This window comes from Paenibacillus periandrae (genome assembly GCF_022458865.1).
In the GTDB taxonomy this organism is placed as follows: Bacteria; Bacillota; Bacilli; order Paenibacillales; family NBRC-103111; genus Paenibacillus_S; species Paenibacillus_S periandrae.
The window spans coordinates 1-13799 of record NZ_JAJNMU010000058.1 but is presented as its reverse complement, the minus strand read 5'-3'; the positions used below and the strand labels follow the sequence as shown (position 1 = coordinate 13799).

The window sequence follows — 13799 nt, the reverse complement described above, 5'->3', positions numbered from 1 at the left end:
CAACGTTCGGAATAAGGTAGACTTATTCATGAGGTCGCCTCTTTTCGGAATGGTTTGGTGGTACTTACCATTTACCCGAATCGGCGGTCTTTTTTGTTACATATTTTGGTTAATCAACAGGCGTGCTATTGTATAATAGTTTCCTTTCGGATCTCCGGCAGGTGCCCAATACCCAATATCGCCGCCATCAATACTATCTTTAGTTTCTGTGGAAACTCCAAAGATATCATCATAGTAGTTGGGTAGATACGCAATATAGGCATACCACACACTCGGATCATATGTGGTTAATTTAGGGGCTGCAGGAATATTGTCAAAGGTTTCGGTCTTATAGGGAGTAGCCATATTGTCAGGTTTGAAGGATTTAATCGTTCGGGCCGTAGGGTTAATTTCTTTGAAATCCGAATTAAACCGCATACGAGCATAGTGACCGGGCTCATCCCCATTACTAAATGTCGCTCTCTTACTGTTCGGAAAAACAGTCAGCGTAGCTCCATTGAGTTGTTGTCCATAAGACCCCGATGCCGTTGGTGATGTGTTCAACGCAATCAGATTATCAATACGGTACCTCCACCAATTTTCATTATATTGATAACAAGCACATCCGGATATAAATCTCGGATATACTTTAGTCACGAACAGGACCCTGTTCGTTTTCACCCGGAAGTGGATCGGTTACAATAAGCTGGACAGAAAAAATAAGGGCTTGAAGCACGGAGTACCGGATACATTGAAACAAAGGGCACCGACCCATAACGTTAGCATGACCGGCTACGATCCTCGAAAAACAATGCCACTTCAGCTAGTTCCATAAACGCTATCTTACCGTTGAGACATGGGAGTGAAAACCTCCAGGGGCGGCGTGGAGAAGCGTGCATCATATGGAAGTATATAGTATAGGAACTCAATCTCTCCCTCTATTTCCTCAACGCCTTCATGTTGTTCTGGTCCTCAACTTGGTTGCTCTTACAATCTTACGGTAAATCTACAAGGGCGAAATCCTGCGAATAAGCGAGCATTTGTGAGAAAACTGAATCGTACTGAGGGAGATTCAATGGTTTCATACCGACCGTGGCAGCGAGTTCAAAAATCAAAAGATGGACGAACTCTTGGAGACGTTTGAAATCGGTCGATCGCTAAGTAGTTTCCTCTGATAAATTCGATTTTGAAAACGGGACTCTCTCGTGAAGGGAGTCAATCGGGATCCGTACCTATCCATTTTGCCGTCTTACTGATTATTTGGTCACTTGGGCAGCTTTTCTGAGGTTATGAACCCAAATCCCGAAGCCGACCCAACGTACAATTCGCATTAACAGGACGAGGTGGATAAGGCTAAATTACGAGGTCTGGCCTCTAGAATTTGATCGGATCGCTGTGAATGGGTGTTAGGATTGGTTAATATTTTTTAAAAATATGTTGTGAATCTTAAAGTAAAGGGCAACTAATTTATATATGATAGAATTGTAAGATAAACACAATATAGCATTAAATATCAATTTATAGGTAAATATGGATAAGGGGGCGTTACGGGATCCTTTATGGATCAAGAAGAACAAAATCGTCAGCTGAAATTTCTACAAAAGGTTGAAGACATTCTAAAAGCGAAAGAGAGGATTACTAATGAAGCAAATGCTTAGTAAGTGTTGGGACAAGTTGTCAAGTTCACAGAAAGTACAGATGTTCGCAGCTTCTGCTTTTACTGCCGCAGCGATTATGATGGTGCCGCAGATAGCCGCAGCCAATACTATCACGAACAGTAATTTCACTGTGCAGACAGGTACGAATGGGGAGATTACTTCTCTACAAATTGTTGGTGATACTTATCCAACCAATTATGTCATGAATGCCACGAATGCGCCTAATCAGAATACAGCCGACCATCAATGGGTTGGGGAGCTTATGTTTACTTACAAGCTTGGTTCCGGCTCATGGTTGCAAGCGCTTACGAGTAAGTCTTCGGATGCTAGAACTGTTACCCAATCCGGTAACACGGTTAATGTTACGTATCAGAATTCTGCTAACAGTACAGGAATTAAAAATTTTAAAGTTGATGAATCCTATTCGCTTGTCAGTGATTATTTAAAATGGCAAATTACCGTTACAAATACGAGCACTCAGACGTTAGAAATCGGTGATTTAGGTCTTCCACTTCCTTTCAATGAGTTTTTTACTGGAGGGAATAATGAAGAAATATATGAGACACGTACCATTTCTCACGCATTTATTGGGAATAACAGCTCCTATCTCGTGGCTCAGCGTCCAAGTGGAATAGGACCTTCCTTGCTCATGGTGCCTGATACGACGACTGGCGCAGGATTGGAATATCAAGATAACTGGCGGGTTGAGGAACATCCGGGTAGTATGTGGGCCGCAGATCAGGGTGGATATGCGAAAGGACTAAATGTCTACTATATCCATTCCAATGTTATTAAAAGCAATGGTCGCGGGTACTTGCCTAGCACAAGCTTGGTGTTAGCACCAGGAGCAAGTAAAACCTATGCTTTCAAATTTTTTAAAGCAGCCGATGAGTATGCAATCCAAGAAAGACTATACAGCGAAGGCATGATTGATTTTAATGTCGTGCCAGGTATGATCGTGCCAACCAACCAAACAGCTAAATTTGATTTGCATACTTCCAAAGCGATTACATCGGTGAGTGCGCAATATCCATCGGAAACAACGATTACTTCATTAGGAACGGCGGGGACAGATCATAAACTTTATCAAATGACTATGAGCCATCTGGGACAGAACAATATTACTGTTACATATGGAAGCGGGGAAAAAACGGTTCTTCAGTTCTATGCCATTGAGCCCATTGATACGGCTTTGCAGCGTCATGCTACATTCATGGTGAACAATCAACAATGGAATGTACCTGGCGACATCCGGGATAAAGTCTTTGATGACTGGATGATGCAAACAAAAGCCAAACGGAATAATTTTGCAGGATATTGGGGCTGGGGCGATGATTGGGGACTCACACACGGTCAATTCCTTGCAGAGAAAAATACAATTACCCCTGTTGCCTCCGAAGTAACGGCAGTTGATAATTATTTGGAAACGGCGGTGTGGACCAATCTGATGAACGGCCATCACACCGACTATCTAGTGCCGGACTTTCTAATGGCTCAGCCGAACACAACGCCAACCTATCGTGGTTACGCGTATCCGCATATTTACAACACGTATTTCAGCATGTACAAAATTGCTAAGCTATATCCGAATCTTGTTACGTACAAAAACCCGAAAAATACTTATTTGCTTCGCGCTTATAATGTTTTTAAAGCTTTGTACGACGGTCCCGTCTCTTATAACTGGAATACGGGTTTAATGGGGGAAATGACGACGCCGGATATTATTAAAGCGCTGCAGGAGGAAGGCTACACGACACAAGCAAATGATATTATTAGTAAAATGGCTACAAAATACAGTAATTTCTCAGCGAATGCCTATCCATACGGATCTGAATACAGCTACGATAATACAGGTGAGGAATCCGTGTACATGTTAGCTAAAATGAATAACAACAATACAATTAAAGGCAAGATTAATGCCAAAACAAGAGCATCAAGAGGACACATGCCTATATGGTATTATTATGCAGATCCGGTCACAATAACAGGAGACAACTGGTGGAACTTCCAATACAGCACTTCACTGGCGGGTTATGCGATGGATGACTGGATTCGTACGAACTCCACGAAACCGGAGCTGGAACAAAGATTATCCTATGCGGCTAAGATCGCCAATGTCAGTGCCGTAAACTCCGGTCAAATCAGCAGCGACCCTGCCAATATCGGTGCAGTATCTTGGACTTACCAAGCAAACAAAGGTAATCATGGTGCGTTAGGTCTCGATGGCGGTCCATTATTTAATGGCTGGCGCGGGATGAGTGGGGAAGCCGATCTAGGGCTCTTTGGCGCTTTGAAAGTGTTGAGTGCTGATATTGCAGTTGACCCAATCTTTGGCTTATATGGATATGGTGCAGATGTCACATTGAACAGCGGTAAATATACGATTACACCGAAAGATGGTCTATATAAACGCCTGAATTTGATTACCGAAAAGTTCTCGATGGAACTGGAAAGGGATCAATATACAGCGGCTACGGTAGCAACGGCAAAGAATGATGTGAGCTTTACATTGAAAAATACGACAACAGCGGCTGCTCATGTTACCAAAGTGACGTTTACCGGGTTGGCAGCAGGAACATACAATGTGCTGCTGAACAATACACAAACAGGTACTGTAACTGCGACCGCCGGTGCAAAAACAATTGTAAGTCTGAGTATTGGAACCAATGCGACTTATGATGTGAAATTACAAGTGGGCACTTCAACGGGGCCACAGGATATTTCTTCTCAAGGGACAGCGACAACATCCTTCGTTTCTTCTTGGGAAAGTCTGGCTGGTCTGAACGACGGCTATACGCCAACAAGTTCAAATGACAAAGGTCACCCCGTATATGGAAATTGGGATAATCCGGGAACAACGCAATGGGTGCAATATGATTTCGCAACAGCGAAGATGTTGTCGAGCACAGCAATTTATTGGTTTGACGACGATCAGGGCATTGATCTTCCTGCTTCTTATACGCTGCAATATTGGAATGGAACAGCATGGGTCAATGTAGGGAGTCCATCAGGCTTAGGTGTTGTTGCCAATCAATACAATACAACGACCTTTACACCAGTTTCTACGACCAAAATCCGTGTGAATATTACGGCGAAGTCAACGACTTCAACGGGGATTGAATCGTGGAAAGTATTTGGAACATAAGCATTCATTTCGCTGCCTTTTTCGGGACTTTACTGGACCCGATAAGGCAGCTTTTTCTTTATAAAAGTGGTAGGATAACCCATCGATTAGGTTCATATTTTTAAAAAAGAGGTTGATATCCTTTGTCGTCAAATCGGCGGTCATCTTGGCAGAGATTATGTCTTGCTTCGGAGGTGATCCGCAACTAGCAGCTTGGGCCGGATTAAGCCCGGGGAATAATGAGAGTGCAGGAAAGAAGAAAAGTTCGAAGATAGCTAAGGGGAATAAAAGTCTGAAAGCAGTGCTTTGCCAAGCAGCTTGGGCAGCAAGTAAATCTAAGGGCACGCGACTCGCATCTTTCTTTTATCGAATACAGAAACGACGAGGGCAGAAAAAGGCAACAATAGCGACAGCCCATCTCATACTTCGAATGATCTACCGAATGCTCAAGGACAAAATACCTTACCGTGAAGCAGGCTGGGACTATCTAACCTCTTCGACATCTTCTGTGGAATACTGGATAAAAAAGATTGAGGCCCAGGGGTTCACTGTTAAAGTAGAATCCACCGAAGTCTTTTAAAAATTTTTTAACATTCTTGTCTTAATAGAGGAGTGTCTTTTTGCGCTTTTTTCAGACATTCATTTTCGTATAAAAAGTCATCATAGATGACTGAGGTCCCCTCTTTTCATTTGGCCGTTTGCAATCGGGTTTTCGAAATTTCCGTAGATTCCACATACTTACTAAACTTTTTTCCTTGATTTGACTAACGATTCGTTTGTTGGTGTCGATGCTATATTATGACATTAACTTCAATATTTTGTAACTATTCAAATTGCAAGTTTTACTATAAATCACTTGCCGGAATACCGGTATAATTAGTTTAGATTGAAAAGACGAAAACAGGAAGAGGAGACTTAGTTTTTCTTATCTTGATATGCAAAGGAGAACTGCGGCTTGACGTTATTTGTCAGTTGCGGACGAGCAGGGGGATTTTTTTTGATAATCCCTATTGCTATTATACCGGTATACCGGTATAATAGGCTCAAGTCGAAGAGTTGATTCGAAGAAGGGGAGACGACGGTGTTAAACAATATTTCGTTAAAGAGAAATACCCTAGGCGAGAAAGCCTATCAATCCCTTCGTGATGAAATCATTTCTTTGCGAATAAATCCGGGGGAGATGATCTATGAGCCAGAGCTTGCTGCGAAATTAGGCATTAGCCGCACGCCTGTTCGTGAGGCGTTCTCCATGTTGGTTAAAGAAGAACTCATCGAGATTATGCCAAGTCGCGGAGCACGCGTTGCCTTGATTTCCGAACAAAAGGTCAATGAAGCGCAAGCGGTTCGGGAAACGCTGGAAGTGAAGGCATTCACGGATCTTGCCAAAATTTGGAATGGCGCAGATGACAAGTATAAGAAAGCTGAGCTGCAAATTCTGGAGACGATTTCCAAGCAGAAGGAAGTGGTTGCCAAGGAAGATAACATTCTGTTCGTACATCTGGATGAAGATTTTCATAATGCCATTCTTGAACTCGCGGGCAATCAGACGCTTCAATCGGTGGTTCACCAGATGCGGGGCCATCTCAATCGCATGCGCTATTTGGAGTTGGAAGAGGCGCATCATGCGGGGGAGGGGATCAAACAACACGAGCACATTTTTCAGGCAATTAAAGCGAATCAGGTGCAAGACACGGAAGAGTTGCTGCTGCAACATCTTCGCAAACTTGAGCTGACCCGTCCTCAGATTATTAAGAAGTATGGACACTTCTTTCATTAGTTAAACTAGCGCATAAATATGACATGAGGGAGTAGAGAACACACGACATGAAAATTCAACAGCTAATTACACATGCATTTCGAATGCCGCCAAGTGTCCCTTGGGAAGATGCAACGAATAAGGTAGATGGTCTGGAGTTTATAGTGGTCGAGATTCATACGAATACAGGACTGGTAGGCACCGGGCTGAGCTATACGGTAGACATTGGTGGCACGGTTATCAAAACATTGATTGATGATTATTTACAAAATCTTGTTATCGGAATGGAAGCGCTTAACTACGAGGAAATCTGGAATAAATTGCAGCGTCAGTCCCGGCGCCTCGGTCTTGGGGTCAACTCCATGGCGATTGCGGCCATCGATATTGCCATTTGGGATTTGATGGGCAAATATTACAAGCAGCCGCTGTACAAATTGCTCGGCGGCGCGCGCAACCAAATTCCCGCCTATATTAGCGAAATTAATCTGAGCACGTCGGATACATTGGAGAAGCTGCTTGACCGAGTAGACAGTTACATCGGGCAAGGATACTCCACGGTCAAAATCAAGATCGGTAAAGATGATATCGACGAAGATATCGAGCGCATTACGAAAGTGCAGGAGCGTCTTGGCAAAAGCGGTAAAGTGCTTGTCGATTTAAACCAGAAATGGAGTGCGGCAGAAGCATTGTACAAAGGCAGCAAGTTAGATGGCTTGCAACTGGGCTGGATCGAAGAGCCGATCCTATACAGTGATATTCAAGGTCACGCTAATCTCAAGAAAGCGATCAGAACGCCAATCGCACTTGGGGAAAGCATGTACAGCCGCCATCAATTCCTGGAATATCTGAAAGCAGATGCTGTTGATATTGTGCAAGCGGATGTTGCGTTTGTCGCCGGCATCACGGAGTGGCATAAGATTGCGCACCTGGCAAACGCTTTTGGCAAACCGGTCGCTCCGCATTACATGATGGAATTGTCGCTGCAATTGCTGTGCGGCGTACAAAACAGCTTTATGCTTGAAAATGTGGTCGGTGGTTCATTTACCGAATTAGGGTTGTTAGAAGTTCCGATCGTTGTGAAAAACGGCATCGGTATTCCGTCTGATCTTCCAGGCCACGGGATTGTATTTAACAAAGAGAAACTCGCATCGTATGAACTCGATTCAGCAAGTGTACAAAAAACATTCGTTGGGGGCAGCAAATAAATGAAAACGATAGTGTGTGTACAACCCGAACAGTTTGAAATGACCGAAACGGAACTTTCTGTAAGACGTGCAGGAGAGGCGCTTGTCAAAGTTCGGCGCATTGGCGTATGCGGGACTGATTATCATGCCTATCGGGGGAAACAGCCGTATTTTGAGTATCCAAGAATTCTTGGGCATGAAATTGCCGGCGAAATTGTGGATATCGATCCAAATTCGCGCGGTATTCAAAAGGGCGACTATGTAACGGTTATTCCTTATTTAACATGCGGCAACTGTGTGGCTTGCAGAAACGGCAAGGGCAACTGCTGCATAGAGCTTAAGGTTATCGGTTGTCATGTTGATGGGGCTATGCGGGAATACATTACCGTACCGGAAGACTACGTCGTTAAAGCCGAGGGGTTGTCACTGGAGCAAATCGTAATTATCGAGCCTATGAGCATCGGATTACACGCAGTGAATCGGGCGCAAGTTCGTCGTGACGAATTCGTGCTCGTCATCGGAGCGGGACCGATCGGTCTGGCGGCGATGAAGTTTGCCAAACTGGCCGGTGCTAAAGTTATTGCCATGGATATTAACGAAGATCGGCTTCGTTTTTGCCAGGAATGGGCGGATGTCGACGATACCATTCAAGCGACGGGCGATGTTATAGCGGATCTTGCCCGTGTTACGGAGGGGAGCTTCCCAACAACCGTAATTGACGCGACAGGCAATGCCAAATCCATGAATAGTACCTTCGAGTATGCAGCTCACGGAGGAAAGGTTGTCTATGTGAGCCTGGTACAAGCAGATATTACGTTCTATGATCCTGACTTTCATAAAAAAGAATTGACACTGCTGGGTAGCCGTGCTGCAACCAAAGAAGAGTTTGACTATGTGATTCAATGTCTGCGTGCGAATCAGATCCATGCCGAAGCTTTTATTACGCATCAGGCGCCAATAGATCAAGCGATTGAACAATTTCAACATTGGCTAAGCCCTCCGTCGGGACTTATCAAAGCGTTAATCACGTTATAGGGGGAATAGGCAGCATGAAATTAGCTGTAACGATTGTAAACCAGGCATCGTCAGAAGCGCCATTCGTGTTGAGGGGCACTTATACGGAATCGATGAAAGCCGCTGCCAGCATCGGATACGACGCGGTTGAATTGCACCTTGCGCATCCGAATGAAGTGAATCTGGAAGAGATTACGTTAGCCTCGCAACAATACGGCATTCGCGTCTCTTCGATTGGAACCGGGCTGAGCTATTTAAGAGACGGAATCACATTAACCCATACGGATGAGAAGCTGCGAAGAGATGCCATTGAGCGGGTTAAAGCTTATGTTCATCTGGCGAAGGAACTGCACTGTGTAGTTATTATAGGGCTGATTAAAGGCATTATCAAGAATAGTGTCAGTCCTGACGCCTACCGGCAGATGCTGGACGAAAGTCTGAAAGAATGCATACAAGTGGCGGAGGAAGCGGGCGTTACTTTAGTGCTTGAAGCAGTGAATCGATATGAGAGCGATTTCTTAAACAGCATCAGCGATTGCATCTCGTTTATTGATACGTTTCAAACCGATAAGCTAAAAATCCATATTGATACGTTTCATATGAATATGGAGGAAGATCATATTGCCGCCAACATTGTACAAGCAGGGAAGCGGATCGGACATGTTCATATTGCGGACAGCAATAGACAATATCCGGGCAAAGGGCACTACAATTTCACAGAAACCCTTGAAGCCCTGGCGAAAATCGGATATGAAGGCGCATTGTCAGTTGAGTGCCTGAGCCGTCCAACTCCGATTGATGCAGCCGAGGGCGCGTATCGTTTCTTGCGAAATTTGGCTAATACAGTCGTGTAGACATAAAGGGAGGGGCACGTCATGCAAGACGTTCAAACAGCATTACGAGGGAAAACAGCCGTTATTACGGGAGGCAGCGGGGTGCTATGCGGTGCAATGGCGATAGAACTGGCCAAGTACGGCGTACAGGTAGCCATCTTGAATCGGACTGCGGAGAAAGGTCAGTTGATTGTTGATCAGATCCAGGCCGCAGGCGGAATTGCGCGTTCCTATTCTTGCGATGTGATGGACCCAGACAGCGTGGCCAGAGCCAGCGAGCAAGTGCAGGCAGCTTTCGGTCCTTGCGACATTCTCATTAACGGTGCAGGCGGGGGGCATCCGAAAGGAAATACGACGAATGAGACGCTAAAAGTGGAAGACTTGGAACGCCCGGACATTACGACCTTCTTTGATATGACACCTGAAGGCTTCGAATATGTCGTGGATCTGAACTTGCTCGGCACCTGGGTTCCGTCGCAAGTGTTTGGCAGACAAATGTTGAACCGCCCAGGGGCGACCATCGTTAATATTTCCTCGATGGCAGCTCCGCGCCCGGCAACGAAAGTACCTGCTTATAGCGCAGCGAAAGCGGCGGTAGATAATTTGACCAAATGGATGGCTGTGCATCTGTCTGATGTCGGCATTCGCGTAAATGCCATCGCGCCGGGGTTTTTCCTGACTGAGCAGAATCGGAAACTACTTACGAACGAGGATGGATCTCTGACAGAACGCTCTCAAAAAATTATTTCGCATACGCCGATGCGGCGCTTCGGAAAACCGGAGGATTTGCTGGGCACCTTGCTATGGTTGGTTAACGACACGCAATCCGGTTTTGTAACGGGCATAACGGTTCCGGTAGATGGCGGATTCATGGCCTGTTCCGGTGTGTAGCTCGTAAGACCTGTCATTCTTGAAAGCGGTTTAATTGCAGGTGCAATTATATATTGAGGGGGATTCCAAGTGGTAAAAAATGTAAATAAATCAATAGCTGTATCGCTTACTGCAATTATGCTCATGGGTTTCGCGACAGCATGTGGCGGAGAAACGGCAAGTACAGAAAAGAAAGCGAATACATCTTCACCATCCGCGCAACCGTATGCCGGCAAGAAGATCACCGTGTATGCCTTCAATCACCCATGGAGTGACTCCACTAAAAATTCGCTTAAGCAATTTGAAGCGGCTACTGGCATAAAGGTTGACTTCCAATCCATCGGCGAGGAACAGTTGCAGCAGAAGCTTGCTGTGCAATTTGCCTCCGGCTCCGAAACTCCTGACGTATTTATGTACCGCCCTTATATGGACAAAATTCAGTATCACAAGAATGGCTGGGCGGCTCCGCTGAATGATTATGTTAACAAAGATCCGAAATATGATTTTACTGACTTTGCGAAATCTTCCATCGAAGCGGTATCCATCGACAATAAGATTGAATCAATCCCGTTATTTACCGATCAATTCGTTCTGTACTACCGGAAAGATATTTTGGAAAAGAACGGCATTGCGGTTCCAAAGACGATGGCGGAATTGGAAGCGGCGGCGAAAAAATTGCATGATCCTGATAAAGATTTTTACGGGTTTGTCGGTCGCGGACAAAGAAATGCGCTAGTTACCGCCGTCGCCTCGTTCCTCTTCTCAGAAGGCGGCGATTTTATGAAAGACGGGAAGGCGTCGCTGAACTCGCCGGAGACGATTAAAGGCTTCCAAATCTATTCCAACTTGTTGAAACAGTATGGGCCAAAAGGCGTTATCAATATGTCATGGCCACAAGCAATGGGCATTTTCACACAAGGCAAAGCGGCTTTCTACACAGAAACGGCTGCGTTGTATACGAATACGACAGACCCGGAAAAATCATTGATTAAAGATAAAGTCGGATTTGCATTGCTTCCAGCAGGCAGCGCAGGCTCCAAACCGTACAATACGACAGCTTGGGGACTTGGCATCAATACGAAATCTGTCAACAAAGATGCCGCTTGGGAATTTATTCAATGGGCAACGAGCAAGGAACAAGTATTGCTGGCGCAGAAGAATGGCGTGCCAGGCCCGCGCACTTCGGTCTGGGCGCAAAAAGAGAGCGTTGAGAACTATCCGAAGGATCTTATAGTGGCGATTCAAGAAAGCATGAAAATCGGTGTAGGCCACAACGTTCCGGAAGTGATCAGCGTAGGCGAAGCCAGAGACGCTGCCGGCAGCGTAGCGGTCAAGGCGATTCTGGGCGAGGACATCAAGGCGGCAGCCGACCAAGCTAATGCTGAATTGCAAGCAATTATTGACAAAGACAAGACGAAGTAAACCGTTAACTATCGGCAGCTTAAAGGGCGCGTCCCTTTAAGTTGCCGAGTACATCAAGGAGGAATCGTGCTTGAACGCTGGATGGTTGGATCGAAATTTGAAATGGGTATTTACGTTGCCGGCTGCTTTGTACATTTTGCTTGTCGTTGCGTTCCCAATCGCGTATACGATTCGGATTAGTTTTTATGAATGGAGCATGTCCGCTGTCGCCGCTCCGAAATGGGTCGGATTGCAAAACTATGCGTCCTTGTTAGCGGACCCAAGGTTCTGGGGCGCCATATGGCGCACGCTATACCACTCAGTGCCTTCCCTTTTTCTCGAAACCGTTCTAGGTATTGCTATCGCTGTTCTGTTCTCGCGTAAATTTATCGGCAGCAAGTGGGTTAAAACGTTTCTAATGCTGCCCATGGTATCCACGCCGGTTGCGATCGGGTTGGTATGGCTGCTCATCTACGAGCCATCTATCGGCGTAGCCAACCAGTTATTGAAAGGTCTGGGGTTGAAAACATTCTCGTGGTTAGGTTCTGTCACAGAAGTTATTCCATCCCTTATCATTATGGATGTGTGGCAATGGACTCCGATGATCGCGCTGCTCGTGATGGCAGGCTTAACGACGCTTCCTTCCGAGCCGTATGAATCGGCTGATGTTGACGGCGCTACAGCGTGGCAGAAGTTTTATCATATTACGATGCCGCTGCTGAAGCCGACCATTCTCATTGCCGTTATTTTGCGGACAGTAGATTTGCTGAAAACATTCGATACGATTTATTCAACGACTCAAGGCGGACCTAACTTTGCTTCCGAAACGTTAAATATTATGGTGTACACCGAGGCGTTCCAATATTTGAAACTCGGTTCTGCATCTGCGCTGTTGATGCTGTTTTTCCTCATAATAATGATTTTTGTCCTTATACTTGTCATGGTCAAGAAAAGAATGGAGGCTATGCAATGAGAATAAAATGGTTGCCTAGTCTTCTTTTTGGTGTATTAACGTTGCTTGCGCTGCTCGTGTTCACGTTTCCTTTTATCTGGATGCTATTGGCATCTTTCAAAACGCAAGTTCAGATTTTCTCGACAACGCAGATGTTTGTGTTTAAACCGACGCTGAAAAACTATATCGTTGTGTTTCAACAAAATGATTATGTGCGCTTTTTGTGGAACAGCTTCTTGGTCGGGCTTGGTTCGACGGTGGCCAGTCTCCTGCTTGGTTTACCGGCAGCCTATGCGATTGCCCGTTATCGTCTGCATGCGTTCGCAACGGTTGCGCTCATTGCCAAGATTATTCCCGGTATTACCTATCTGGTTCCTTGGTATATTCTCTTCTCCAAGTTTCATCTCATTGATACGGTGACCGTTCTCATCATTAGTCACATGGTAATAGGGTTGCCTCTCATTATGTGGATTATGATTCCTTTCTTTGAAGCGTTCCCGATGGAAGTTGAAGAATCTTCCTGGATTGATGGAAGTTCCAAATTCCGCACATTCACGTCCATTGTCCTTCCGGTATCGTTGCCCGGCATTATCACATCGAGTTTGCTTGCATTTATATTCTCGTGGAACAACTTTATGTTCTCGCTCATTCTTTCCGGGGAAAAAACGAAAACCTTGCCTATCGCCGTCTTTAACTTCATATCGGCTTCCAGTATTAACTGGGGAGGTTTAATGGCAGTCGCTTGTATCATCATTATGCCTGTTCTCATTATGGCTATGCTCACGCAAAAATACGTTGTCAGCGGTTTAGCGGCGGGCGCGGTCAAGGGGTAGCAATTGGGCCCATCGAGTTGGTCGATCACCTAAAAGAGGCTGTCCCATAAGCTATGAAAATGGCTACGGGACACCTCTTTTCAATTTTTCACAACAAAAAGAAACCGTTCTTTGGTAAAATGGAGGTACCCCCACCCACTTACGAAAGGAACGGTTTCTTTGTACATTCAATATACCATGGACCAACTATGCTTG

At 45.3% G+C, this 13799-nt stretch carries 10 protein-coding genes and 1 pseudogene; 10 read left to right on the top strand and 1 reads right to left on the bottom strand.

Translation table 11 applies throughout. From position 1 onward, the window contains the following. Positions 1-96: 96 nt before the first annotated feature. Positions 97-660: a hypothetical protein gene (locus LRL21_RS44120; protein WP_240422091.1), complete on the bottom strand. Its 564-nt coding sequence runs from the start codon at positions 658-660 to the stop codon at positions 97-99. Positions 661-1677: 1017 nt separating this feature from the next. On the opposite strand from LRL21_RS44120, the pseudogene LRL21_RS44115 reads away from it, so the two are divergent. From LRL21_RS44115 to LRL21_RS44070, 10 genes and pseudogenes are all read left to right on the top strand, one after another. Further along, a pseudogene (locus LRL21_RS44115) lies at positions 1678-4324 on the top strand (DUF5695 domain-containing protein); the annotation flags it as partial. Between the two features lie 603 nt (positions 4325-4927). Then, positions 4928-5341, top strand: a complete 414-nt coding sequence (locus LRL21_RS44110) for a transposase (protein ID WP_240422089.1) — start codon at positions 4928-4930, stop codon at positions 5339-5341. A 501-nt stretch (positions 5342-5842) separates the two neighbouring features. After that, positions 5843-6538, top strand: a complete 696-nt coding sequence (locus tag LRL21_RS44105; RefSeq protein ID WP_240422088.1) for a GntR family transcriptional regulator — start codon at positions 5843-5845, stop codon at positions 6536-6538. A gap of 47 nt (positions 6539-6585) precedes the next feature. Further along, a complete protein-coding gene (locus tag LRL21_RS44100) occupies positions 6586-7722 on the top strand; it encodes a mandelate racemase/muconate lactonizing enzyme family protein (protein ID WP_240422087.1) in 1137 nt (378 codons plus the stop codon). Beyond that, entirely contained in the window at positions 7723-8736 is a 1014-nt protein-coding gene (locus LRL21_RS44095) for a zinc-binding alcohol dehydrogenase family protein (RefSeq protein ID WP_240422086.1), read from the top strand. 14 nt (positions 8737-8750) lie between these two features. Then, entirely contained in the window at positions 8751-9569 is an 819-nt protein-coding gene (locus tag LRL21_RS44090) for a sugar phosphate isomerase/epimerase family protein (protein ID WP_240422085.1), read from the top strand. A gap of 21 nt (positions 9570-9590) precedes the next feature. Continuing rightward, positions 9591-10439, top strand: a complete 849-nt coding sequence (locus LRL21_RS44085) for an SDR family oxidoreductase (protein WP_240422084.1) — start codon at positions 9591-9593, stop codon at positions 10437-10439. A gap of 69 nt (positions 10440-10508) precedes the next feature. Beyond that, positions 10509-11840 (top strand): ABC transporter substrate-binding protein, encoded by a 1332-nt coding sequence (locus LRL21_RS44080; protein WP_240422083.1) that lies wholly within the window; start codon positions 10509-10511, stop codon positions 11838-11840. Between the two features lie 70 nt (positions 11841-11910). Next, positions 11911-12792: a carbohydrate ABC transporter permease gene (locus LRL21_RS44075; protein ID WP_240422082.1), complete on the top strand. Its 882-nt coding sequence runs from the start codon at positions 11911-11913 to the stop codon at positions 12790-12792. Continuing rightward, on the top strand, positions 12789-13604 hold the full coding sequence (locus tag LRL21_RS44070; protein ID WP_240422081.1) for a carbohydrate ABC transporter permease: 816 nt from the start codon (positions 12789-12791) through the stop codon (positions 13602-13604). The genes LRL21_RS44075 and LRL21_RS44070 overlap by 4 nt, the downstream gene beginning before the upstream one ends. Positions 13605-13799 lie beyond the last annotated feature (195 nt).

Excerpts from the sequence above, each read along its gene's own strand:
- LRL21_RS44095 (WP_240422086.1), top strand. The coding sequence starts at position 7,723 with ATGAAAACGATAGTGTGTGTACAACCCGAACAGTTTGAAATGACCGAA.
- LRL21_RS44100 (WP_240422087.1), top strand. The coding sequence starts at position 6,586 with ATGAAAATTCAACAGCTAATTACACATGCATTTCGAATGCCGCCAAGT.
- LRL21_RS44090 (WP_240422085.1), top strand. The coding sequence starts at position 8,751 with ATGAAATTAGCTGTAACGATTGTAAACCAGGCATCGTCAGAAGCGCCA.
- LRL21_RS44085 (WP_240422084.1), top strand. The coding sequence starts at position 9,591 with ATGCAAGACGTTCAAACAGCATTACGAGGGAAAACAGCCGTTATTACG.
- LRL21_RS44070 (WP_240422081.1), top strand. The coding sequence starts at position 12,789 with ATGAGAATAAAATGGTTGCCTAGTCTTCTTTTTGGTGTATTAACGTTG.